23 protein-coding genes and 1 tRNA gene are annotated in these 24,136 nt (G+C 61.2%); 7 read left to right on the top strand and 17 right to left on the bottom strand.

What is annotated here, in order from left to right; translation table 11 throughout:
• Positions 1-20: 20 nt before the first annotated feature.
• Genes AB4Z25_RS09095 through AB4Z25_RS09085 form a run of 3 tightly spaced genes read right to left on the bottom strand, consistent with a single transcriptional unit; the run spans position 21 to position 2,002 of the window.
• A complete protein-coding gene (locus AB4Z25_RS09095; protein ID WP_112538164.1) occupies positions 21-821 on the bottom strand; it encodes an anti-sigma factor in 801 nt (266 codons plus the stop codon).
• On the bottom strand, positions 818-1,423 hold the full coding sequence (locus AB4Z25_RS09090) for an RNA polymerase sigma factor (protein WP_112538165.1): 606 nt from the start codon (positions 1,421-1,423) through the stop codon (positions 818-820). The genes AB4Z25_RS09095 and AB4Z25_RS09090 overlap by 4 nt, the downstream gene beginning before the upstream one ends.
• Before the next feature lie 42 nt (positions 1,424-1,465).
• Positions 1,466-2,002: a tetratricopeptide repeat protein gene (locus AB4Z25_RS09085; protein ID WP_112538166.1), complete on the bottom strand. Its 537-nt coding sequence runs from the start codon at positions 2,000-2,002 to the stop codon at positions 1,466-1,468.
• Between the two features lie 167 nt (positions 2,003-2,169).
• On the opposite strand from AB4Z25_RS09085, the gene AB4Z25_RS09080 reads away from it, so the two are divergent.
• From AB4Z25_RS09080 to AB4Z25_RS09065, 4 genes are all read left to right on the top strand, one after another.
• Positions 2,170-3,222, top strand: coding sequence for a type III polyketide synthase (locus AB4Z25_RS09080; protein ID WP_112538167.1), 1,053 nt, complete (start codon positions 2,170-2,172; stop codon positions 3,220-3,222).
• The gene (locus AB4Z25_RS09075; protein ID WP_112538168.1) at positions 3,222-3,710 is read left to right on the top strand and encodes an isoprenylcysteine carboxylmethyltransferase family protein; all 489 of its coding nucleotides are present in this window, start codon (positions 3,222-3,224) and stop codon (positions 3,708-3,710) included. Before AB4Z25_RS09080 ends, AB4Z25_RS09075 begins: the two co-directional genes overlap by 1 nt.
• Before the next feature lie 88 nt (positions 3,711-3,798).
• The gene (locus AB4Z25_RS09070; RefSeq protein WP_112538169.1) at positions 3,799-5,046 is read left to right on the top strand and encodes an NAD(P)/FAD-dependent oxidoreductase; all 1,248 of its coding nucleotides are present in this window, start codon (positions 3,799-3,801) and stop codon (positions 5,044-5,046) included.
• A gap of 124 nt (positions 5,047-5,170) precedes the next feature.
• Complete coding sequence (locus tag AB4Z25_RS09065; RefSeq protein WP_112538170.1) at positions 5,171-6,391, top strand: YeeE/YedE family protein; 1,221 nt, start codon at positions 5,171-5,173, stop codon at positions 6,389-6,391.
• On the opposite strand, the gene AB4Z25_RS09060 is transcribed toward AB4Z25_RS09065, so the two are convergent.
• The 8 genes from AB4Z25_RS09060 to AB4Z25_RS09025 form a co-directional block, all read right to left on the bottom strand.
• Positions 6,388-6,921 carry a gluconokinase gene (locus tag AB4Z25_RS09060; RefSeq protein WP_112538171.1) on the bottom strand — a complete coding sequence of 178 codons (534 nt, stop codon included), beginning with the start codon at positions 6,919-6,921 and terminating at the stop codon, positions 6,388-6,390. The two genes, AB4Z25_RS09065 and AB4Z25_RS09060, sit on opposite strands and share 4 nt — an antisense overlap.
• Positions 6,922-6,955: 34 nt before the next feature.
• Positions 6,956-7,789 (bottom strand): dipeptide ABC transporter ATP-binding protein, encoded by an 834-nt coding sequence (locus AB4Z25_RS09055; protein ID WP_112387669.1) that lies wholly within the window; start codon positions 7,787-7,789, stop codon positions 6,956-6,958.
• Complete coding sequence (locus AB4Z25_RS09050) at positions 7,786-8,625, bottom strand: ABC transporter ATP-binding protein (RefSeq protein WP_112387668.1); 840 nt, start codon at positions 8,623-8,625, stop codon at positions 7,786-7,788. The genes AB4Z25_RS09055 and AB4Z25_RS09050 overlap by 4 nt, the downstream gene beginning before the upstream one ends.
• A 1-nt stretch (position 8,626) precedes the next feature.
• Positions 8,627-9,517: an ABC transporter permease subunit gene (locus AB4Z25_RS09045; protein WP_112387667.1), complete on the bottom strand. Its 891-nt coding sequence runs from the start codon at positions 9,515-9,517 to the stop codon at positions 8,627-8,629.
• A 9-nt stretch (positions 9,518-9,526) separates the two neighbouring features.
• Positions 9,527-10,531 (bottom strand): ABC transporter permease subunit, encoded by a 1,005-nt coding sequence (locus tag AB4Z25_RS09040; RefSeq protein WP_112387666.1) that lies wholly within the window; start codon positions 10,529-10,531, stop codon positions 9,527-9,529.
• Positions 10,532-10,618: 87 nt separating this feature from the next.
• Positions 10,619-12,214, bottom strand: a complete 1,596-nt coding sequence (locus tag AB4Z25_RS09035) for an ABC transporter substrate-binding protein (protein WP_112387665.1) — start codon at positions 12,212-12,214, stop codon at positions 10,619-10,621.
• A 348-nt stretch (positions 12,215-12,562) separates the two neighbouring features.
• Complete coding sequence (gene rirA / locus AB4Z25_RS09030) at positions 12,563-13,042, bottom strand: iron-responsive transcriptional regulator RirA (protein ID WP_112387664.1); 480 nt, start codon at positions 13,040-13,042, stop codon at positions 12,563-12,565.
• 173 nt (positions 13,043-13,215) lie between these two features.
• A complete protein-coding gene (locus tag AB4Z25_RS09025) occupies positions 13,216-14,712 on the bottom strand; it encodes a CoA-acylating methylmalonate-semialdehyde dehydrogenase (protein ID WP_112538208.1) in 1,497 nt (498 codons plus the stop codon).
• A 184-nt stretch (positions 14,713-14,896) separates the two neighbouring features.
• Between AB4Z25_RS09025 and AB4Z25_RS09020 the strand changes: the two genes are divergently transcribed.
• Positions 14,897-15,211, top strand: a complete 315-nt coding sequence (locus AB4Z25_RS09020; protein WP_112538172.1) for a putative quinol monooxygenase — start codon at positions 14,897-14,899, stop codon at positions 15,209-15,211.
• The gene (locus AB4Z25_RS09015; protein WP_112387662.1) at positions 15,208-16,089 is read left to right on the top strand and encodes a LysR family transcriptional regulator; all 882 of its coding nucleotides are present in this window, start codon (positions 15,208-15,210) and stop codon (positions 16,087-16,089) included. The genes AB4Z25_RS09020 and AB4Z25_RS09015 overlap by 4 nt, the downstream gene beginning before the upstream one ends.
• Here AB4Z25_RS09015 and AB4Z25_RS09010 read toward each other — a convergent pair.
• From AB4Z25_RS09010 to AB4Z25_RS08990, 5 genes are all read right to left on the bottom strand, one after another.
• Entirely contained in the window at positions 16,084-16,242 is a 159-nt protein-coding gene (locus AB4Z25_RS09010; RefSeq protein ID WP_442207939.1) for a hypothetical protein, read from the bottom strand. The two genes, AB4Z25_RS09015 and AB4Z25_RS09010, sit on opposite strands and share 6 nt — an antisense overlap.
• Positions 16,243-16,269: 27 nt before the next feature.
• Positions 16,270-16,707 carry a DUF4174 domain-containing protein gene (locus AB4Z25_RS09005; protein ID WP_442207938.1) on the bottom strand — a complete coding sequence of 146 codons (438 nt, stop codon included), beginning with the start codon at positions 16,705-16,707 and terminating at the stop codon, positions 16,270-16,272.
• A 128-nt stretch (positions 16,708-16,835) separates the two neighbouring features.
• Positions 16,836-17,081: a helix-turn-helix domain-containing protein gene (locus AB4Z25_RS09000; RefSeq protein WP_112444522.1), complete on the bottom strand. Its 246-nt coding sequence runs from the start codon at positions 17,079-17,081 to the stop codon at positions 16,836-16,838.
• A 205-nt stretch (positions 17,082-17,286) separates the two neighbouring features.
• Positions 17,287-17,363: transfer RNA gene (locus AB4Z25_RS08995), tRNA-His, on the bottom strand.
• 130 nt (positions 17,364-17,493) lie between these two features.
• Entirely contained in the window at positions 17,494-17,943 is a 450-nt protein-coding gene (locus tag AB4Z25_RS08990) for a phasin (RefSeq protein ID WP_112387659.1), read from the bottom strand.
• A 212-nt stretch (positions 17,944-18,155) separates the two neighbouring features.
• Here AB4Z25_RS08990 and AB4Z25_RS08985 point away from each other — a divergent pair, with 212 nt between their 5' ends.
• Positions 18,156-21,818: an ATP-binding protein gene (locus AB4Z25_RS08985; protein WP_112538174.1), complete on the top strand. Its 3,663-nt coding sequence runs from the start codon at positions 18,156-18,158 to the stop codon at positions 21,816-21,818.
• Positions 21,819-22,072: 254 nt separating this feature from the next.
• On the opposite strand, the gene AB4Z25_RS08980 is transcribed toward AB4Z25_RS08985, so the two are convergent.
• Entirely contained in the window at positions 22,073-24,025 is a 1,953-nt protein-coding gene (locus tag AB4Z25_RS08980) for an acetoacetate--CoA ligase (RefSeq protein WP_112538175.1), read from the bottom strand.
• Positions 24,026-24,136: the final 111 nt, after the last annotated feature.

Here is a 24,136-nt window from a genome sequence, read left to right as displayed (position 1 = left end):
ATGAAGATGGCGAGACAGCTTCAGGCCGTCAGTTTTGGCCTCACCGCATCGGCAATTTCGCGCATCCGATCGACCGGCGCGTGGCCGATCAGCATGAAGGCATGGGTCGCCGTCGACCAGTAGATGACGTTCATGCCCTTGCGCCCCTCGATATCGGGCTGCTTCGCCCCTTTGTCGGAACGGATGATGCAGAGCGCCAACGGCCCGCTCTCGGGATCGAGATAGGCGATCTGCGCCAGGGGATGATCGTCGTATTCGAGCAGCTGGGCGCGCTTGAAATCGACGCCCGGCAGGGCCACCGTTTCAGGCGAGAGGTTCAGCCCAAGCTTGCCATCGACGCGGGCGAGCTGCGCGGTCTGGACATCGGCCGGCGGCACCGGGCCGGCCAGCGTATCCGGGGTATAAAGGGCGATATATTCGGCAACGACGCTGCGCCACTCGCTGCCCTCGTCCCTGCCGATGCTGCGGCCGATGCCGAGATAGGCGCGGTCGGCGATGATGCCGATGGCAAGCGAAGCGGCGAGCGCGCCGAAGAGGCCGCGGCGGGTGATGGTGGAGCGCTCCGCGCTCGCAGCCGCAGCGGCGGGAGCCGGGATCGCGGCAAGCATCGCCTCGAGCCTCTGCTTCGGCGCCTCGTCGAGCAGCGGTGCGAAAGCTTCGCTGAACGGCATGCTGCCATTGGCCAGAAACTCGATGCGGGCAGCCACTTCCTCGTCTTCATTGGCCAAGGCTTCGATGCGCGCCATCTCCGGCTGCGGCAGTTCGCCGTCAAGAAAGGCGGTCAGCTCTTCGTCGGAAGGCATGCGGATATTGCTGGTCATGGGCGCCCTCCTTCGGCTGTTTCGGCGGAGAGCTTGGCGCGGGCGGCGGCAAGGCGGCTCATCACGGTTCCGATCGGTATGTTCAAGATTTCCGCGACCTCACGATAGGCGAGCCCTTCGACATAGGCCAGGAAGACGGCGCTGCGCTGGGCCTCCGGCAAGGCATCGACCTTGCGCAGCAACTGGGCGGCGGCGACATGCGTTTCGGTCGCCCCTGCCCCATCGAAAACCAGGGTTTCCTCGGCATCGGCAAAGCCTTGGCCCTGCCGAACCTTGCTGGCCCTGATCTCGTTCAGCCAGATGGAATGGAGGATGGAAAACAGCCAGCGGTCCAAGCGTGTGCCCGGTTCGAACTGGGCGGCGCGCTCAAGCGCCCGCACGCAGGTCTGCTGCACCAGATCCTCGGCGACATCCCGCTTGCGCGACAGCACGAGACCGTAACGCCAGAGCCGGGAGAGGTGCTCCGTCAGGCCCGTCCTGATATCCGCTTCGCTCGCGATGGCCGCCTCCGCGCCTGCTGTTTTCGGCGGCGCCGCCGGGATGACCGGCGACTCCGATTTTTCGCGACTATAGGCAAGAAACGGGGCGTGTGCGACCGCCATCAGAGCAATCCTTTGCAGCCGGCTTCGCCCATTTGCCGATCCTCAGATTTTCGAGGGGTCGATGATCGCGGCGTTCAGATCCTGGTACTCTTCGCAATCCGTGCCGCAGATCGTCTTGATCGTTGCCAGCTGGTCCTTGGCCATGTCGAGCTGGCCCTTGATGACGTAGGCTTCGCCGAGATATTCGCGGACCTTCGCATATTGCGGATCAAGCTTCACCGACTGCAGGTAATAGGAAATGCCTTCATCGGTGCGGCCGAGCTTGCGGGTGGCATAGCCGCGGTAGTTCAGGACTTCGGCGTTGTTCTGATCCTTGACAGTGTCGAGCATGGCGAGCGCCTCATCGAAACGGCCGCTCTTTGCCAGCGAATAGGCATAGTCGGTGCGGTTTTCGTCGGTGATGTTGGCGCTGCTCTGCTTCACGCACTTCTTGACCTTCTTGTCGTAGACCTCGCCCTTCTTGCAGACCGGCATAGTCTCGCTGTCATCGCCTGCGGCGAAGACCGGGACGGAAAGTGTTGCCGCGGCAATGAAGCCACCGAGGATGAGAGAAGCGATACGGACAGTTGTGGTCGTCATGGGAACATCTCCAGGAAAATGACGTTGCACACCGAGAACACCGGTCATCGGGATTTTATTCGGCGGGGTCATTCATTTTTTCGCATCACCTTTTCGTGACGGCGGGAGCCTGAATAAAGCGGCTCTAAGTAGTGTTCTCCAGCGCCGGGTGCATAAAGGAGAACTCCGTGAACGAACGGGTGACATTGCTTAGCGTTGCGACTGCCGTGCCTGAAGCCATCATCACGCAAAGCGAGGCGGCGGCGACGTCGGCGCGCCTTTTTGCGCACCGGTTCAAGGATTTCAGGCATCTCGCCGGGGTTTTCGAGAATGCCGGGATCAATAAGCGCCATGCGGCCCGGCCGCTTTCCTGGTTCGAGGACAATCACGGCTGGCCGGACAGGATGGCCGCCTATGCGGAGGTTGCCGGTCAGCTCTTTGCAGAAGCGGCAGCAAAGGCTCTCGCCGGCGCCGGGCTGAAGGCAGGCGACATTGATTGCGTCGTCACCGTCTCCTCGACGGGGATCGTCACCCCGAGCCTCGATGCTCGGCTGGCACGGCAGCTTGGATTTCGCGCCGATATCGAACGTGTTCCGGTCTTCGGTCTTGGCTGTGCCGCCGGTGTTTCCGGGCTTGGTATCGCGGCGCGGCTGGCGGCGGTGCGGCCCGGCAAGACGGTGCTTTTCGTCGCCATCGAACTCTGCACACTGGCCTTCCGGCTGGACGAGCTGACACGGCCGAACATTATAGCGACCGCGCTTTTTGCCGATGGCGCTGCGGCCTGCGTGCTGCAGAACGGCGAGCGCGGGATTGCCGAGGTGGAGTCGTCAGGCGAGCACCTGTTTTCCGATACGCTCGACATCATGGGCTGGAAGATCGACGACACCGGCTTCGGCATCATCCTGGCGCAATCGCTGCCACCATTCGCCGAGCGCGAACTGGGGCCTGCGATCAACGGCATTCTCGATCGCAACGGGCTGGCACGCGCCGATATCGGCCGCTTCATCTGCCACCCGGGCGGCACGAAGGTTCTGGGTGCGATGGAAACGACGCTGGGGCTCGAACAGGGCTCTCTTGACCATGAGCGCGCCGTGCTTTCGGAATACGGCAACATGTCCTCGCCGACAGTACTTTTCGTGCTGGACCGCGCGATTGCCACCGGTCTGCCGGAGCGCGCGGCGATGATCGCCATGGGGCCGGGCTTTTCGGCAAGCTGCGTGACCTTGCGGAGGATCGGCTGATGGGCGTTTCTTTGCTGCTTCTTGCTTTCGTCACGCTGCAGCGGCTGGCGGAACTGCTGATTGCGAAGCGGAACACGCTTGCCCTCTTTGCCCGCGGCGCACGGGAGGCCGGGGCGGATCATTATGCCTACATGGTCGCCCTGCATGCGGCATGGCTTGGCGGCCTTTGGCTGCTTGCGCCCGGCAAGCCGGTTCAAGCGGGTTGGCTTGCACTCTTCCTGGTGCTGCAGGCCTTGCGGATCTGGGTGCTCTTCACGCTTAAGGGACGCTGGACGACGCGGATCATCATTCTGCCCGGCGAGACGCTGGTCAGAGCCGGCCCTTACAAGCTCCTCAACCATCCGAACTATGTGATCGTGACCGGCGAGATTGCCGCCCTGCCGCTTGCCTTCGGCATGCCCGCCTACGCGATCCTGTTCTCGGTTTTGAACGCCATGATGCTTGCCGTTCGCATCCGCGTTGAAAATGCAGCATTGAGAGGGCAATGAAATTGAAATGAAACGCGATTTTTCATTTGCACCATCGCCAGCCTAAGGGCATTTTCGGGCTTGGGAACTCATTGGGTTGCAAGGAAAAATGACAAAGACTGCAATCGTGCTTGGTGCCGGCATCATCGGCGTTTCGACAGCCATCCACCTGCAACGCCGCGGCTGGCAGGCGGTGCTGGTTGATCGCAAGGCACCGGGTAACGAAACGTCCTTCGGCAATGCCGGCCTCATCCAGCGCGAGGGCGTCGTTCCCTACGGTTTTCCGCAGCAGGTCGGGCTGTTGCTGCGCTACGCGCTGAACAACCGCATCGACGCGCATTATCACCTGAAGACGCTGCCGAAGCAGGTCGCCTTCCTCGCCCGTTACTGGTGGAATTCCAATGCCCGCCGGCACGACGCCATCACCCGCGCCTATGCGCCGCTGATCGAGAATTCGGTGCTTGAACACAAGGACCTGATCGAGGCGTCGCATGCCGAAGCGCTGATCCGCAAGGATGGCTGGATGCGGGTGTTTCGCACCGCCGAGAAATACGACCAGGCGATTGCCGAAGCCGCACTCTGGGAACGGGAATTCGGCGTCGAGTACGACAAGTTGGGTTCAGCCGATGTCGCGCGCATCGAGCCGGGCCTGATCCAGAATTTCACCGGCGGCCTGCGCTGGCGCGATCCGTGGTCGGTTCTCGATCCGCATGCGCTGACGGCGGCTTACTGCACCTATTTCGAAAGCATCGGCGGCCGTTTCGTCAGCGGCGATGCAAACTCGCTCGGACAGGCCGGCTCGGGTTGGCGCATCTCCACGGCGGAAGGCCCGCTCGATGCCGATGATGCGGTTCTGGCGCTCGGCCCCTGGGCTGAGGTCGCGACCAAGCGGCTCGGCTATTCCTTCCCGCTCGGCGTCAAACGCGGCTACCACATGCATTACGCCGCGCAGGGAAATGCCGTTCTCAACAACTGGACACTGGATGCCGAGCGCGGCTACTTCCTGGCGCCGATGAACAAGGGCATCCGCCTGACGACGGGCGCGGAATTCGCAACGCTCGACGCCCCGAAAACGCCGGTGCAGCTCGACCGCGCCGAGAGGGTGGCGCGCACGATCTTCCCGCTCGGCGAGCGGCTGGACCCCGAACCCTGGATGGGCGCGCGCCCCTGCACGCCTGACATGATGCCCATCATCGGCAAGGCGCCACGGCATAATGGATTGTGGTTTGCGTTCGGCCATGCGCATCACGGGCTGACACTCGGACCGGTCACCGGCAGAGTGCTGGCGGAGCTGATGACCGGCGAAAAGCCGTTTATCGATATCTCAGCCTACTCGCCGCAGCGTTTCAATCCTTAAGCACTTGCGCAGACTGGCCTTTTTCCGCCAGATGAATCCGCATCAGGGGCTTTTCAGGAAACAGGATTCCTCCAAAACCGGCACCTGAAGTTCTAGTATTGCGCTAGAATTTCAGGAGAATCCCATGTCTATCGCTTCACCCAGCATCCCCGGCATCAAGGAGCCGTCGCTCGGCACGCCGGGGCTCGGCTCGATCATCGTGCTCGTTCTTGGCACCCTGCTGCTCGGTTATTTCTACGGCCCGGCGCAAGGCGCCCTCTTCCTCGTTGGCGGCGCTCTCGGTATCGCGCTCTACCATGCCGCCTTCGGCTTCACCTCCGCCTGGCGCGTGCTGATCCTCGATGGGCGCGGCCGGGGCTTGCGGGTGCAGATGATCCTGCTTGCGATCGCCGTCGTGCTGTTCTTCCCGTTCCTGGCAAGCGGCACGCTGTTCGGCCATGAGGTGAAGGGCTCCGTCTCGCCGGCCGGTCTCGGCGTTATCGTCGGCTCCTTCATGTTCGGCATGGGCATGCAGCTCGGCGGCGGATGCGCGTCGGGTACGCTGTTCACCGCCGGTGGCGGCAATGCGCGCATGCTGATCACGCTGCTGTTCTTCATCATCGGCTCGGTGCTCGGCACGGTCAATTTCGACTGGTGGGTGAGCCTGCCGTCGCTGCCGCCGGCCTCGCTGGTGCAGAGCTTCGGCGCTGTGGGCGGTATCGCCGTATCGCTGGCGATCTTCGCAGCCGTCGCCTGGATCAGCGTTATCGTCGAGAAGCGCTGGCATGGCTCGCTCGAGCAACCGGCCCCCTCGCCGCGCCAGGGCCTTTCGCGCTTCCTGCGTGGTCCCTGGCCGCTCGTCCTCGGTGCGGTGGCACTGGCGCTTCTGAACTTCGTGACGCTGGCCATCGCTGGCCGTCCGTGGGGTATCACGTCAGCCTTTGCGCTCTGGGGTGCCAAGGGCGCCGTGCTGCTCGGCATCGATCCGACCGCCTGGGCCTATTGGCAGACGCCTGCCAATGCCAAGGCGCTCTCCGACAGCGTCTTTGCCGACATCACCTCGGTCATGGATTTCGGGATCATAGCCGGCGCCATGCTGGCCTCCTCGCTCGCCGGCCGTTTCTCTCCGAGCTGGGATATTCCGCTGCGCTCGGTCGTTGCCGCCGTCGTCGGCGGTCTGCTGCTGGGCTACGGCGCGCGCATCGCCTATGGCTGCAATATCGGCGCCTATTTCTCCGGCATCGCTTCGGGCAGCCTGCATGGCTATCTCTGGGCGCTGTCAGCCTTTGCTGGGAATATTGTCGGCGTGAAGTTCCGTCCGTTCTTCTTCCTGGAGAAGAAGAACCTGCGCCGCATCGACGGCTAGGAAATACCGAGCGGCGCGAGCTTCATTCGCGCCGCTTCCGCAATCGCGTCGATGGTGCCGTCGATATCGACCGTGACCACGCCGGGCTCGCCGGTTGGAACCTCAAGCGTTGCAAGCTGGCTTTCCAGCAGCGATGCCGGCATGAAATGGCCGGTGCGATGGCCCATGCGGTCCATCAGCAGTTCTTTCGAACCTTCAAGATAAACGAAGAAGAGATTGCCGCCGGCGGCTTCGCGCAGCCGTTCGCGATAGATACGCTTCAGCGCCGAGCAGGAGACGATGACACCCTCGCCTTCGGAGAGCGCGGACCTGATCGTCTGGCCGATCACGTCCAGCCAGGGCATGCGGTCCTCGTCTGTGAGCGGAATGCCCTTCGACATCTTCTCGACATTGGAGCGCGGATGAAGTGCATCGCCTTCAACGAAACGGAGGCTCAACGCCTCCGCCAGTTTCTCGCCGATCGAGGATTTGCCGGAGCCGCTGACGCCCATGACGATGATAGCATGGGGCTTGCGGTCATTCTCCGGCATCTCTGATCCTCTGTGTTCCGGCTATTTCCATGCCTCAGGAGGCAGCAGCAGCCTTGCGGGCCAGACGCGCCCGGATGGTTTCGACATCGGCCCGCGGCGTCGCCGCAAACAGCGTCTTGGTGTAGCTGTGCTGCGGATCGCTGAAGACCTGATCGCGGCTACCGTATTCGACGGCTTCACCGAAATACATCACCATCACGTCGTCTGCCATGTAGCGAACGACCGAGAGGTCGTGGCTGATGAAGACGTAGGTGAGGTTCAGCTCGTCCTGCAGGTCGGCGAGCAGGTTCAGCACCTGTGCCTGCACCGAGAGGTCGAGGGCGGAGACCGGCTCGTCGAGAACCAGAAGCCGCGGGTTCAGCATCAAGGCGCGGGCAATAGCGATACGCTGACGCTGGCCGCCGGAGAACATGTGCGGATAGCGGTTGAAGTGGATCTCCTGGAGACCGACCTTCTTCAACATCGCCATCGCCAGTTCCTGCCGTTCGGCAGCGGGCGTCTTGGTGTTGATGATCAGCGGCTCCATCAGGATGTCGCCGATCTTCTTACGCGGGTTCAGCGAACCATAGGGGTTCTGGAAGACGATCTGCACCTTGCGGCGGATTTCCGGCGTCAGATCGCCGGCGGCGATATCGACCTTCTTGCCGTCGATCATCAGTTCGCCTGCCGTGGCAGGGTCGATCATCGTGACGATACGGGCAAGCGTGGATTTGCCGCAGCCGCTTTCGCCGACGATTGCCAGCGTCTTGCCCTGTTCGACCTTGAAGCTCACGCCCTTGACGGCATGAACGGTCTTTGCCTGCTTGAAGAGGCCGCCCGGGAGATAGTAGTCGCGGACGATGTTCTTGGCTTCGAGGACTGGCGTCATTGTGCCGCTCCCTGATTGAAAAGCTCGCCGATGGTCGGCAGGCGATCACCGGTGGCGTTGTCTGGAAGAGCGGCGAGCAGAGCGCGGGTATAATCGCTCTTCGGCGCTTCGAAGAGCGACAGGACGTCTGCCTCTTCCATTTTGCGGCCCTTGTATTGGACGATGACACGATCGGCGGTTTCAGCAACCACACCCATATTGTGGGTGATCATGATCAGGCCCATGCCGTGCTCACGCTGCAGGCGCATCAAGAGATCGAGGATCTGCTTCTGGATCGTCACGTCGAGCGCGGTGGTCGGCTCGTCGGCGATCAGGAGCTTCGGATTGCAGGCGATCGCGATGGCGATCATGACGCGCTGGCACTGGCCACCCGACATCTGGTGCGGGAAATGGTTGAGCCGCTCCGCCGGGTTCGGAATACCGACAGCTTCGAACAGTTCGATCGCACGCTTGCGGCGCGCGGCCTTGTCGAGGCCGAGGTGGATCTTCAGAACTTCCTCGATCTGGAAGCCGACCGTGAAGCACGGATTGAGGCTGGCGATCGGTTCCTGGAAGATCATCGACATATCCTTGCCGATGATCTGGCGGCGCTGGGCGCCGGACATGCCGAGCAGGTTCTGGCCGTCGAAGACCATCTTGTCGGCTGTGACCTTGGCGGTCCAGGGCAGAAGGCCCATGGCAGCCAGCATCGAGACCGACTTGCCGGAACCGGATTCGCCGACGATGGCGAGAACTTCGCCCGGATCGACCTTCAGCGAGACGCCGTCCACAGCGCGGAAAGCACCAGTCGACGTCTGAAACTCGACGACGAGATTTTCGATTTCGAGAAGTGCCATATCAGGACCTCTTCAGCTTGGGATCGAGCGCATCACGCAGGCCGTCACCCATCAGGTTGATGGCAACGACGGTGATGAGGATCGCCAGACCCGGGAAAGTGACCACCCACCAGGCGCGCTGGATGAATTCGCGCGCTTCGGCAAGCATCGTGCCCCATTCGGGTGTCGGCGGCTGAGCGCCCATGCCGAGGAAGCCGAGGGCGGCGGCGTCAAGGATCGCCGCCGAGAAGGCGAGCGTTGCCTGAACGATCAGCGAAGCCAGGCAGTTCGGCAGGATGGTCTTGAACATCAGGCGCAGCGTGCCGGCACCGGCAACGCGGGAAGCCACGACATATTCCTTCTCGCGCTCGCTCATGACGGCAGCGCGCGTCAGGCGGACGAAATGCGGCTGGTTGACGATCGAGATGGCGATCATCGCATTGGTCAGGCCCGGGCCGAGGACTGCGACCAGCACGAGGGCGAGCAGCAGCGACGGGAAAGCCAGGATGATGTCCATCAGGCGCATGATGACGATATCGACGCGGCCGCGGAAATAGCCAGCAACAAGGCCGATCAGCACGCCGGCGACAACCGACAGAGTGACGACGACGACGCCGATGAACAGCGAGAAGCGTGCGCCGTAGATCAGACGGGACAGGATATCACGGCCGACGGCATCGGTGCCGAGCGGATAGGTGAAGCTGCCGCCGTCCATCCAGAACGGCACCGACAGCAGCAGCTGGCGGTTCTGCTCATCAGGGGCATGCGGCGCGACGATTGGCGCGCCGATGGCGATGACCAGGATGAAGAGGAAGATGAAGAGGCCAATGACGGCGCCCTTGTTTCGCGAGAAATAGTACCAGAACTCCGCAAGGACGGATGGCTGGCCGGTTTTTGTGCTTACCGTGCTCATGAGCCGCTCCTAATGACGAATACGCGGGTTGATAAAGCCATAGGTGACATCGACAAGCAGATTGACCAGCATGATGATGCCGGCGATCAGCAAGAGACCACCCTGGACGACCGCATAATCACGCTTGAACACCGCATCGACCATCCACTTGCCAATACCCGGCCAGGAGAAGATCGTCTCGGTGAGGATCGCACCTGCCAGGAGCACGCCGACCTGCAGGCCGATCGTGGTGATGACGGGGATCATGGCGTTGCGCAGCGCATGAACGCCGACGACGCGCAAAGGCTTGAGGCCCTTGGAGCGTGCCGTGCGCACATAGTCTTCGCCGAGCACTTCGAGCATTGCCGAACGCGTCTGGCGCGCGATGACCGCAAGCGGGATCGTGGCGAGAACGATGGTCGGCAGGATGAGATAGCTGACGGCGGACTTGAAGGCGCCGGCCTGGCCGGACAGCAGACTGTCGATCAGCATGAAGCCGGTGACCGGCTTGAAAAAATACATCAGCGAGATGCGGCCCGAAACGGGGGTCCAGCCGAGATAGCCGGAGAAGAAGATGACGAGCAGCAGGCCCCACCAGAAGATCGGCATCGAATAGCCGATGAGGGCGACGCCCATCACGCTCTGGTCGAACCACGTCCCTCGCTTGACCGCGGCGAAGACACCAGCGGGAATGCCGAGCGCGGCCGCCAGAATGATGGCGCAAAGCGATAGCTCGAGCGTAGCGGGGAACAGTGTGAAGAATTCGCCGAGAACCGGGCGCTTGGTGACGATCGAGGTTCCGAGATCGCCGTGCAAGACCTTACCGAGGTAATCGAAATACTGCACATACATCGGCCTGTCGAAGCCGAGATCATGCATGATCTGGGCGTGACGTTCAGGCGCCATGACTCGTTCGCCCGACAACAGCATGACGGGGTCGCCCGGCAGCAGGCGGATAAACGAAAAGGCGATGAGCGAAACGCCGAGGAACGTTGGGATCAGCACCGCAAGGCGGCCGATGAAGAAACGTAACATGGCAGGTGTCCAATAGTTTCCGGCGGTCAGGATGATCCCGACCGCCGGCCAAGCCCGGCTTTCACCGGACAGTTTACAGATTTTCTATTATTCGGAAATGTCCACGCCGTCGAAGCGGTGGATGCCGAGCGGGTCCATGTGGAAGCCCGTGACCTTCTTGCTCATCGGAACGAAGACGACAGAGTGGTCGATCGTTGCCCAAGGAGCTTCCTTCTTGAAGATCAGCTGAGCCTGCTCATAGAGCTTCGTACGCTCTGCGACGTCGGCCGTCTGCTTGGCCTTCTTCATCAGATCGTCGTAGTCCTTGTTGCACCACTGAGCACGGTTGTTGCCGCCAACAGCGGTGCAGCCGAGCAGCGTGTCCATGAAGTTGTCCGGGTCACCGTTGTCGCCGGTCCAGCCGAGGATGACGGCGCCATCGCGCTTCACGTCGGAGGAGAGCTTCAGGTATTCGGCCCATTCATGGGTGACGATTTCGACCTTGACGCCAGCCTTGGCGAAGTCGGCCTGCATCAGTTCAGCTGCGCGGCGTGCGTTCAGCATGTAAGGACGCGAAACCGGCATTGCCCAGATCTTCATCGAAAGATCCTTGACGCCTGCAGCTTCGAGAGCCTTCTTCGAGCCTTCCGGATCGTACTTGTCGTCAACGACGGCATCATTGTACGACCACATCGTCGGCGGGATCGGGTTCTTGGCAACGGTTGCGGCGCCCTGGAAGACGGCGTCAACGATGGCCTGCTTGTTGATCGCCATGTTCAGAGCGCGGCGAACTTCCGGCTTGTCGAACGGGGCCATCTGCGTGTTGTAGGCGAGGAAGCCGATGTTCAGGCCCGGCTGTTCGAGAACGGTCAGGTTCTCGTCCTTCTTAAGCTCGGAAACGTCAGCTGCGTTCGGGTAAGGAAGGATGTGGCATTCGCCGGCCTTCAGCTTCTGAGCGCGAACCGAAGCGTCCGTGGTGATCGCGAACACGAGATCGTCGATCTTTTCCTTGCCCTTGAAGTAGGTTTCGTTGGCCTTGTAGCGGATGACGGCATCCGGCTGGTAGGCAACGAAGGTGAACGGACCGGTGCCGAGCGGCTGCTGGTTCAGCTGAGCCATCTTGCCATCAGCAGCGAGCTTGTCGGCATATTCCTTGGAAACGATCGATGCGAAGTCCATGGCCAGGTCGGCAAGGAACGGCGCTTCCGGACGGTTCAGGGTGAACTTGACGGTCAGGTCGTCAACCTTTTCGATCGACTTGACGAGATCCGGGAAGCCCATGCCGGCAGCGTATTCATAAGAACCGCCTTCGACATACTTGTTCCACGGATTGTCAGCGCGCAGCTGGCGCTCGAACGAGAAGACGACGTCGTCGGCGTTCAGGTCGCGGGTCGGGGTGAAGAAGTCGGTGGTCTGGAACTTGACGCCCGGATGCAGCTTGAAGGTGTATTCCTTGCCGTCGTCAGAGACGGTCCAGCTGTCGGCGACGCCCGGCTCGATCTCCGTACCGCCATGCTTGAACTCGACGAGACGGCTGTAAACCGTACGCGAGGAAGCGTCAAAGGTCGTGCCTGCGGTGTAGAGGCTCGGATCGAAGCCTTCCGGCGATCCCTCAGAGCAATAGACAAGCGTCTTGGAGTAGGCGGCGGTGGCCATGACGGAAGCCAGGGCAGTCGCTGCCAGCAGGACAGAGAACTTTTTCATGATGTTGTTTCCCAGGTTTGTTCTTTTTGATCTTTGGAGATCGGCGCTAGTTATCCCGATCAGCGGGCCGATGGAACGATATTTATTTGCTGAAAGCAACGGCGTAGGCAGAAAATTTTTCCAGAAAACCAACTTTAGAAATTTTAGGTCAAAAATAGGCCTGAATTTGCAAGATTGAGGCACATTCGACCGCGATTCTGTCGCATTTGGTATAAATTCGCGTCTGCGGACGGCATTGGAAGCGGTTTCAATGCGCTGTGATATATCAACACTGCGTGAGCCGGAACTAAAAAGCCACGGCTACCGAGGGTAGCCGTGGCTTCATGATGACTTTCGACTATTCAAATATTAAGCAGCCGGAGCGGGTATCGCCGCCTTGCGATAAGGCTGCTCGCCGGTGATGCCGAGCAGGAAATTGATCTGCGGACGCGCTTTGACGAGGTCGTCGATCGAGTATTCGGTCAACACGTCGAAGAAGGCATTCAGCGCCTTGCGAAGCGCGGAATTGAGACCGCAGCTATCGACCAGCGGGCACTCGACGGCGCCGTCCTCAAAGCATTCGGCCATGGCGAAGCTGTCTTCAGTGACGCGGACCACGTCGAACAGGCTGATGTCAGCTGCCGGCTTGCCGAGACGCACGCCGCCATTACGGCCACGAACGGTTTCGACAAGGCCAGCCTTGTTGAGCGGCTGCAGAATCTTGAAAAGGAAGAGCTCGGACACACCATAGGCTCTGGCGATTTCCGGAATCCGGCTCAAGTGTCCGTCATTGGCAGCGCAATACATCAACATGCGAACCGCATAGTTGGTCTGCTTCGTCAATCGCATGCCGGTCTCCTGACTCGAATGGGGCTGAAGCCTATATAGTGGGTAAGATAGTTTTGAACAATTCCAAAATATGAAAATCGGAGTCACGTTTATGCGGCCCCTCGCCGCATCGTCTCAAACGAAAAACGGGCCCGCCGAGGAGCCCGTTTTCCAAGTCTTTCAGGATGATGCGCTTACTTCATCGTCGGCATGACGAACTCGGCGCCGTCCTTGATGCCCGACGGCCAGCGGCTAGTGACCGTCTTGGTGCGGGTCCAGAACTTGATCGAGTCGGTGCCATGCTGGTTGAGATCGCCGAAGGAGGACGACTTCCAGCCACCGAAGGAATGGTAGGCGAGCGGAACCGGGATCGGAACGTTGACGCCGACCATGCCGATGTTGATGCGCGAAGCGAAGTCGCGGGCAGCATCGCCGTCACGAGTGTAGATCGCAACGCCGTTGCCGTATTCATGCTTCATCGGCAGGTCGAGGGCTTCCTCGTAGTTCTTGGCGCGGACAACCGACAGAACCGGTCCGAAGATTTCGGTCTTGTAGATATCCATGTCGGGCGTGACGTTGTCGAACAGGCAGCCGCCGACGAAATAGCCGTCTTCGTAGCCCTGGAGCTTGAAGTCACGGCCATCCACGACGAGCTTTGCGCCTTCATCGACACCCTTGTTGATCAGGCCCATGATGCGCGCCTGGGCTTCCTTGGTAACGACCGGGCCAAGATCGGCCTTGTCATCGGTATAGGGGCCGATGCGCAGGGATTCGACCATCGGGGTCAGCTTGGCGATAAGACGGTTGGCGGTTTCCTCGCCAACCGGAACAGCGACCGAGATCGCCATGCAGCGCTCGCCGGCGGAGCCGTAGCCTGCGCCCATCAGTGCATTCGCAGCCTGATCGAGATCGGCATCTGGCATGATGATCATGTGGTTCTTGGCGCCGCCGAAGCACTGGGCGCGCTTGCCGTTCTGGGCAGCCGTGCCATAGACGTAGCGGGCGATCGGCGTGGAGCCGACGAAGGAAACGGCCGAGATATCCGGGTGCGTCAGGATGGCGTCGACCGCGCCCTTGTCACCGTTGACGACGTTGAGGATGCCGGCAGGCAGGCCTGCTTCGATCATCAGTTCGGCAAGACGGATCGGCACGGACGGATCACGCTCCGACGGCTTCAAGATGAAGGCGTTGCCGCAGGCGATCGCCGGGGCAAACATCCACATCGGGATCATGGCCGGGAAGTTGAACGGGGTGATGCCGGCGCCGATGCCGACAGCCTGGCGGATCGAATACATGTCGATATTCGGGCCGGCGCCTTCGGTGAACTCGCTCTTGGCAAGGTGCGGAATGCCGATAACGAACTCGCAGACTTCGAGGCCGCGAATGAGATCGCCCTTGGAGTCTTCGATCGTCTTGCCATGTTCCTTGGAGAGCAGTTCGGCGAGCTCGTTCATGTTCTCATTGAGAAGCTGCACGAACTTCATGAACACGCGGGCGCGGCGCTGCGGGTTGGTGGCAGCCCACTTCGGCTGGGCAGCCTTGGCGTTCTGAACCGCTGCGTCCAGTTCGGCATCGCTGGCGAGCGCGACGGCCGCCTGCACTTCGCCGGTTGCCGGGTTGTAGACGTTGCTGGTGCGGCCGCTGGTACCCGCGACCTGCTTGCCGCCGATGAAATGTCCGATCTGACGCATGAAGTGCTCCTCCTGTATTTTCTCGATGGCAAACAATCGCACTTCAATTTGCACAAATCAATGAGCTGGGATAAGCAACCGTTGTGCGTAAATTGAAGTTACAAGACTGGAAAGCCGCCTTATGAACGATAGATAGGTCCGCTGCCGCGTTGGCAACCGGCATCCCAGAGGAGGCGAATGAGCGATGGGAGAAAATCGTATCGTCAGAATGGCGGAGATCGAGGTTGATCCCGAGCATCTCGAAACCTACCGCGCATTGCTCGCCGAGGAGATTGCGGCATCGGTTGCCGTAGAAGAGGGTGTCTTGTCGCTGAATGCCGTGGCGATCAAAGGCAGCCCGACCAAGATCCGCATACTCGAGGTCTATGCCAACCAGGAAGCCTATGAAGCCCATCTTCGGGCGCCGCATTTCCTAGAATACAAGACCGGGACGGCAGGAATGGTGACATCGCTGACACTGCTGGAGGCCGATCCGATCATGATGTGCAGCAAGCCATGAACTGGGACGACGTCCGCATCTTCCTCGCCGTCGCCCGCACCGGGCAGATCCTTGCCGCGTCGAAGCGGCTGGGGCTGAACCACGCAACGCTGTCCAGGCGGCTGACCTCGCTGGAGGAAGCTTTGAAGACGCGCCTCTTCATTCGCCGCACCAATGGCTGCGAACTGACTGCGGAGGGCGAAATCTTCCTGTCGTCGGCGGAGCGGATGGAAACCGAGATGCTGGCAGCGCAGGCCAATCTCGGCCGGACGGATACGGCGATCGCCGGAACGGTGCGCGTCGGGGCGCCCGATGGTTTCGGCGTCTCGTTCCTGGCGCCGCGCATGGGGCGGCTGATCGAACGGCATCCGGAACTGAAGATCCAGCTGGTGCCGGTGCCCCGCTCCTTCTCGCTGTCGCAGCGCGAGGCGGACATCGCCATCACGCTCGAGCGGCCGGAACAGGGCCGGCTGATTTCCGCGAAACTCACCGACTACACACTTGGGCTTTACGCGTCGAAAAGCTACGCGGCGCAAAACGGCCTGCCCGCAGATGCCGAGGCTTTGAAGCAGCACAGGCGGATCGGCTATGTCGAAGATCTGCTGTTTTCGCAGTCGCTGAACTTCACCGGCGAAGTGATGCGCAACTGGGATGCCGCCTTCGAGATCTCCTCGGCGACGGGTCAGACGGAGGCGGTGCTTTCTGGCGCGGGGATCGGTATCCTGCACGACTATATCGCCCGGCAGCATGCTGAACTCGTCCGCATCCTGCCCGGCACGTCCATCCGCCGTGCCTATTGGACGACATTCCACGAAAGCGCCCGCGAACTCGTTCGCGTGCGCACCGTCTCGGATTTCCTGCAGGAACTGGTCAGTGCCGAGCGGCACATCTTTCTATAGACGCTTCGCCGGCTCTTCGTTCTCATCCGGATTGGGGTTCGGAACCTCGTCGGGAAGCCTGTCCGGTTCCGGCTCCTCGATCGGCGGCTCCGGCATCCAGCCGGGTCCCGGCATCGGCGGCTGATCGGGGATAGGTTCGTTGGGTACGGACATATCCTGCTCCTTCCGTCTCTGTTGGTTTCAATTTTCCGGTTTCGTAGACTCGGCAGCGCGCATCGGCATGCTGTCTATAATGGCGAATAGCTCGCCATTGCTCACAGGCTCGCTGACCTTGAGCTTCACCGTGCCGTCCTTGCCGATCAGCGCCGCATGAAAGGTACCGGCATCAGAAACGTCGAGCGCTTCGCGCAATGCGCCGGCATCGACCGGTTCCGCCGCGCCGAAGACGGCCCTCAACGCATTGCCCGACACCTTGAGGACGATCATGTCGCGCTCCTCAAGCGCCAGACGATCGGCAAGCAGCTGGTTTTCCTGGCGAGCGGCGCGGCTGTTGTCGCTGTCTGAGAAAATCACCAGAACGCGATTCTTCCACTGAAATTGCGAGAGGCTTTCGATTGCCGCATAGGCGGCGTTCGTCTCGTCGACCTTGGTCGCGCCATATAAAAGCGTCTTCGACATTCTCGTTCTCCCGTCCGCTGATAGAACGGCTGGGAGGATCGGACAGTTCCATAGGGCAATAGAACAATGCCCCTGAAATGAAAAAAGCCGGTCAGATCGACCGGCTTTTTAGTTCGTTCCTGCGTCAGTTACATCGGAACGAAGGCAGACAACGGGACCTGCAAGGCAGCTGCAATGCGCTTGAGCTTTGCGGGGTCGGCGTTTTCCCCATTTTCAATTTCCGTAATTTCACTCGGCACGAGACCACAGGTCACCGCCAGATCGTCGATGCTGTAGCCGACGGCTTCGCGCGCAGTCTTGACCTCGGCCGCGACGTTGATCGCAGACACCACAGTCGCCTTGGATTCATCCAGATTGTTGAGAGAAATGGACATGAAGTCTCCTTCGATAAGCAGCTCTGAAGTAACCCCCGGCACAAAATGGCACTGCCGCTCACATTTTGCAACGCAATATAAGAGAAAGTTTACCTGTGCCGGTACGGGTAGATAGGCGGACGGGCCCGGACGGCAAGACCGGTAGAATGTGATGGTCCCTGCTGTGCTTCAGGGTCCGCTTCGGGATCATATATAGAAGGAAGAATGGTACGGTTGGGGGGTCTCGAACCTCCGACCTCAGGTGCCACAAACCTGCGCTCTAACCAACTGAGCTACAACCGCACAATGCCGCGCTCGGCGCGACGGGGGTCACATACGAGGACTTGAAAATTAATTCAAGCCCTATCTCCCCTCAATGTACAAAAAGGCCGGACGAAGCGTCCAGCCTTTTGTTCTATGTGCCCGAAATCGATCAGGCAGCCTTGAAGGACGCCATGACCTTTTCGGCGGCTTCCTTGGAAGGCTTTGCGAGCTTTTCGGCAACCTGCTTGGAGGTTTCCTGCATCGACTTCGCCTGCTCGACGGTCAGCTCTGCCTGCTTGCGGAAGAAGGTGGTCTGGAGTTCGAAGAACTCGGCAACCGACTTGACGCCAAGAAGCGCTTCCATGTGCGAGAGAGAGTTTTCGGCATTGGTGCGGAGCGCATCGATAGCCTTGAGGCCGATCTCAACGCTGCCGGCCTGTGCCGTCTGAACGGTGGCTTCAAGCGTCTTGCCGGCGTCTTCGCCAGCGGACTTGATCTTGCTATAGGCTTCGCGCGACTGCTGAGCGCCCTTTTCAGCAAAATCGCGGAACGATTCTGCGAACTTGGACGGGTCGAATGCGGCCATTGAAAAAACGTCGTCGGTCTTTATGGTAGCCATTGGATGCGAGCTCCTTGAGTCCGGGCGTTTGACGCCCTTTAGTTTGGATAGAGCTTATATAGACCAACTTATTGTGCATTGCAACATAATTGTGCGACGCACAAGGCGTTAACCTTTCCGCCCGAAAAGGCGGCCTGAAGCTGGACCCTTTTCCGGCGCATCGTTATTAATAGACCGTTAATTAAAAGAGACCTAAGGCAACAAGGTTCCCCATGCCCGCTGTCCAGTATCCGTTCATCGACATTGCCGTGCATCAGCGGGTGCGGGAGCGTTTTTCGCGTGGCGAAGCCCTGGTGCTTTTTTCCGCCGACCTCGGCCGCCTGCTCTGGGCAAATGGCGCGGGTGCCGAGCTTTTTGGCCATTCGGCAGTCTATGACCTGCTCGACCAGGGCGTCGGCCACGGCGACATCACCTTCCGGCAGCTGGAGACGACGGCGCGTCAACTGAGCGCGACCGGCGACAGCCGCAGCCTGATGATCCGCATCGTCAAAGGCTTCCAGCGTGTTCCGGTTCAGGCAAATGCCGAGTTGATCGGGCTTTCGAGCGGCGAGCGCGCTATCTTGTTTTCGGTCCCCGTCGCCGGCAAGGCGCTGAGCCCGGCCGCCTCGGCTGCGCAGATGCTACAAGGTCTCGACGATCCGGACACGCACATGGCCGTCATCGGCGCCGACGGCGAGGTCATCGCCTCGTCGCCCGGATACGCCTCGCTCGGCATCACCCAGCAGACGGCAAAGACCCTGACGGCACTCGCATCCAGCCATCCCGATCGCCTCGTCAAGCGGCCGGTCGCCACCGGCAAGGGATATCTCCCGGCCGCCGTCGGAAAGCTGAGCGACGAACCGGTGCTCAATCTGCTTTTTGCCGTCGAGACCGTGCTCGGGCATCTCGATCCGATCGACCCCGCGGCCCCGGAAGAAGTCTTATCCACAGCCGCCGTTAACCATATCCCTCCCGCGAAATTCGACGAGGCGCTGAGCGCTGTCGCCGGGATCGAAGAGGTCGAGGAGACGCTGGAAAGCGTTGGCGACCCTGAAGAGGCGCCCGCCGAAGAACCGCGCGCTGAGGAATTCGTCGGTAGCGAACCGCAGAGCGAAACAGCAGCGGACGAGCCAGAACAGCAGGCCGCCGCCGAGGATGTGACTGACGAGACGCCCGATGAGCTGCCGGAGCCGTCCGTCGAAGCAGAGCCCGTTACGATCGAACCGCAGCCGAATGTCGTGCTTCATAACGAGGCCGACGAGGCCGTTGCAGATGACGCGCCGGCAGAGACCGTGGAAACGCCGCTGATCGACGCCGCCGCTGCAGAGATTGCAGACGAACGGGTAGCCGATGCTCCGGCTGCAAAGGAAGCCGTCGCCGGCGAACAGACACCTGCCGCCGCCTTCAGGTTCCAGCCGAACAGCCGGGCAACGCGTTTCGTCTGGAAGATCGATGCGCAGGGTTGCTTCAGCGAGGTATCGAACGAGTTTGCCGAGGCCGTCGGCCCGAACGCCGCCAATATCATCGGCGTCGCCTTCAGCGATATCTCCGCGCTCTTCAATCTCGATCCGGAAGGCAAGATCGCCGAGGCGCTGGAACGCCGCGATACCTGGTCCGGCAAAACGATCAACTGGCCGATCGAAGGCACAAGCCTCGTCGTGCCGGTCGATCTCGCCGCGCTGCCGACCTATACGCGCCACCGCGAGTTCGACGGTTTCCGCGGATTTGGTGTCGTGCGGCTTTCAGATGCTGCGGAAGATCCACTGGCCCTTGGGCTGACGCTCGGGCCGGATGGTATCGGACGCGATGCCGCAAGTCTCGACCAGCCATTGGAAGACGTTCATGCCGAGGCGCCCTCGCCCGCCGAGGACGCACCGGTGGCGGCGGCCGTTGAAGAAGCGCCCGCCCCAACTGAATTGCCCGCGCCGCGGGAAGAGCCTCCGGCGCTGCGCCTTGCCGAAACACCAAGCCGCCGCCTGACCGACAAGATCGTGCAACTGCACAATGCCGGACCGGGACTGAGCGCGTCCGAACAGGCCAACTTCCGCGAAATCGCCAAGCGGCTCGAGGCCTTCGGCGTGCGTGAAGACGGCTCCGCCGAAGACGAGCCCGCAGGTGCTGACGCGGTCGAAGCCATGACACCGGTCGAAGATATCCCGGTTGCGGCGAATGATTCCGTACCGCCGGACGAAGAGATCGCCGTGGTGGCCGAAGAACCCGCCGAGCCTGCGGAAGCGGAGACCGCCGAAGCTGCCAGCGACGGCGAACATCCTACCGCGGCGGCACCTGACGCCGACAGCGATGACGACGCCACCGAAGGACTGCCGGAAACATCCTTCAGCCCGATGGAAATGCTGAGCACCGTCATCCCGCCCCGCGTGAAGATGGTCGATGGGCTTTCCTCGGCGACCGTCGATCAGCTGCCCGTCGCGGTGCTGATCCATGCCGGCGACGCGCTGATCCATGCCAATCCCGAATTCATGCGCCTGACCGGCTACACGTCGCTCGGCGAGCTGAACGAGGTCGGTGGCCTGGATGCATTGCTGCAGCGGCACGAGCTGGACGAGAATGCCGGCCGCCCTGGCGCGATGATGCTTGTCACCGCCGATGACCGCGTGGTGCCTGTCACCGCCCGCCTGCAGTCGGTTCGCTGGGAAGACGCCAGTGCGCTGATGCTGGCGCTGATGCCGGTCGAGAACAAGGAAGCTCCGACCGGAAAGGCCGAAGATGCGCGCCACGACAACCGCTCCGAACGGATGGTCGAGAAGGTTGCCAAGCTGCAGGTCGAAGTCGAAGAACTCCGCTCGATCCTGGAAACCGCGACCGACGGTGTGGTCGTCATCGGTGCCGAGGGCGACATTCGCTCGATGAACCGTTCGGCAAGCGCGCTGTTCAACTATGACGAAGAGGAAACGCGCGGCAAACCCTTCGTCATGCTGTTTGCGCATGAGAGCCAGAAGGCTGTTCTGGACTATCTGAACGGCCTTTCGGGCCACGGCGTTGCCAGCGTGCTGAACGATGGACGCGAAGTGATCGCCCGCGAAGCCGCCGGCGGTTTCGTGCCGCTGTTCATGACGATGGGACGGCTGACGTCCTCCAGCGGTTACTGCGCCGTCATCCGCGACATTACCCAATGGAAGCGCACCGAAGACGAGCTGCGAAACGCCAAGGGCGCCGCCGAAACGGCCAATGCCCACAAGACCGACTTTCTGGCGCGCATCAGCCACGAGATCCGCACGCCGCTCAACGCCATCATCGGCTTCTCCGACATGATGGCCGGCGAGCGCTTCGGACCGATCGGCCACCCGCGCTATATCGAATATGCCAACGATATCGGCCGCTCCGGCCGCCACGTGCTCGATATCGTCAACGATCTGCTCGACATCTCGAAGATCGAAGCCGGCGAGATGGATCTCGACTTCGCCTCCGTCGGACTCAACGATGCGATTTCGGAGGCCGTGGCGCTGGTGCAGCCGCAGGCCAACGGCCAGCGGGTGATCATCCGCACGGCGCTGTCGCATTCGGTGCCCAATGTCGTTGCCGATCTGCGCTCGGTGAAGCAGATCGCCCTGAACATCCTTTCGAACGCCATCCGCTTCACGCCTTCAGGCGGGCAGATCGTCGTTTCGACCTCGTATGAAAGCAATGGAAGCGTCGTCCTGCGCGTTCGCGATACCGGTATCGGCATGACCCGCAGCGAGCTCGATCAGGCGATGAAGCCGTTCCGTCAGGTTTCGGCGCAGTCGCGCCACCGTGGCGACGGCACCGGCCTCGGCCTGCCGCTGACCAAGGCGATGATTGATGCCAACCGGGCGATCTTTGCGATCAACTCGGCGCCGAACGAAGGCACGCTGGTGGAGATCACCTTCCCGTCCCAGCGGGTGCTTGCCGGCTGAGGCGTATCCCCGCCGAATTGAACCGCTCGAAACGAAAAAAGGCAGCCCGAGGTCTAGGCTGCCTGGAGTTTGGTGCTGTTCAACAAGGGCTTAGTCGCTCAACGTCATGTCACGGGAGCCAAGGGCTCCTAGCTGCCTATCATCCACAGCTCCAAGTTGCTTCACCTTTGACCAACCTTTCTTAACGAAGGGTTGCCGCGGCTGGGAAGCTATCAAAGGTGAAAGCTTGTAGTTTCGGGCGCCTTTTATTGAAATTAGCCGTTTAGTTCAGCCAATCCGGCGAAAAGCTCCAGCGCTTCCGGGTTTGCAAGCGCCTCTTTGTTCTTGACCGGCCGGCCGTGGACGACCTCACGCACGGCGAGTTCGACGATCTTGCCAGACTTTGTGCGGGGAATATCTGTGACGGCGATGATTTTGGCTGGCACGTGGCGCGGCGATGCACCCGTGCGGATGCGGGTCTTGATCGTCTTCACCAGATCTTCGCTCAGCGACACGCCCGGTGCGAGACGGACAAACAGCACGACGCGGACGTCGTCATCCCAATCCTGGCCGATACACAGCGCTTCCGCGACTTCTTCCATCTGTTCGACCTGATTGTAAATCTCGGCGGTGCCGATGCGCACGCCACCCGGATTGAGCGTCGCATCGGAGCGGCCATGGATGACCAGACCGCCATGCTGCGTCCATTCGGCGAAGTCGCCGTGACACCAGACATTGTCGAAGCGTTCGAAATAGGCAGCGCGATACTTGGCACCGTCAGGGTCGTTCCAGAAGCCGGCAGGCATGGACGGAAAGGCCTTGGAGCAAACGAGTTCGCCCTTTTCCTGGCGCACCGGCTTGCCTTCGTCGTCCCAGACATCGACGGCGAGGCCGAGGCCTGCGCCCTGGATCTCGCCGCGCCAGACCGGCTGCAGCGGATTGCCGAGGACGAAGCAGGAGACGATATCCGTGCCGCCCGAGATAGAAGCGAGCTGGATGTCTTCCTTGATACCTTCGTAAACGAAGGTGAAGCCTTCGGGCGACAACGGTGAGCCGGTCGAGGTCATCAGCCGGAGGCTCGAAAGGTCGTGGCTGGTGCGTGGCGTCAGGCCGCTCTTGCGAACCGCGTCGATATATTTCGCCGAGGTGCCGAAGACCGCGAATTTCTCTGCCTGGGCGTAATCGAAGAGCACGTTGCCGTCAGGCGCGAAAGGCGAGCCGTCGAAGAGGCAGAGCGTGGCGCCCGCGGCCAGGCCGCTTGCCAGCCAGTTCCACATCATCCAGCCGCAGGTGGTGAAATAAAACAGCCGGTTGCCGGGCTTGATGCCGCAATGCAGGCGGTGCTCCTTCAGGTGCTGCAACAGCGTGCCGCCCGCCGAATGGACGATGCATTTCGGCACCCCCGTGGTGCCCGACGAGAAGAGGATATAGAGCGGATGGGAGAATGGCAGCGGCGTGAACTCGACCGGCTTTGCCTGATAGGGCGAAAGGATTTCGGCGAAGGTCTTGGCGCCGGGTGTCGCTCTCGCCACGGCCTCAGCATCACCGGCATAGTGAACGATCATCGACGGCGCCTGCAGCTTGGCAGCGACGGCAGAGATCTTGGCGGAGACATCCTGCAGCTTGCCTGAATACCAATAGGCGTCGCAGGCAATGAACAGCTTCGGGCCAATCTGGCCGAAGCGATCGAGCACGCCCTGTTCGCCGAAATCGGGGGAGCAAGAGGACCAGATGGCCCCGATCGAGGCAGCCGCCAGCATGCAGGCGATGGTCTCCGGCATGTTGGGCATCATTGCGGCAATGCGATCGCCTTCGCCGATGCCGAGTGCACGATAAGCCTGCTGCAGCTTCGAGACCGTCTCATGGAGACGGTTCCACGACCAGCGATCCCCGACCCTATCCTCGCCGCGAAAGATCAGCGCATCGCCTTCGCCCTCGGTCGACAGCAGGTTTTCCGCGAAGTTCAGCCTGGCATCGGGAAAGAAGCGGGCCTTCAGCATGAGATCGCCATCGGCAAGCACACGATCGCCCCGGTCGCCGCGAACGCCGCAGAAATCCCAGAGAGCTGCCCAGAATTTCTCGCGCTCGGCAATCGACCAGGCGTGCAGGCCGGCGTAGTCGTCAAGCGCCAATCCGAAGCCAGCGTTGCAATGCTGCATGAAGGCATACATCGGGCTAGCTTCAATGAATTCCCGTGACGGCGTCCAGAGCGGCCCAATGTCGTTCATCGCATTTTCCTCCCGTTTATTCGCTATATAACATGCTGCACTGCATTATAAAGCGTGCATTGCGCCAACTGCACGGCCAGCCGAATTGCATATGGCGCGTATTTCATATAT

The organism is Rhizobium sp. RAF36 (genome assembly GCF_052114105.1).
Classification (GTDB): Bacteria; Pseudomonadota; Alphaproteobacteria; order Rhizobiales; family Rhizobiaceae; genus Rhizobium.
Note: the sequence above shows the minus strand (reverse complement) of the source record. Positions and strands in the feature narration are given on the sequence as shown.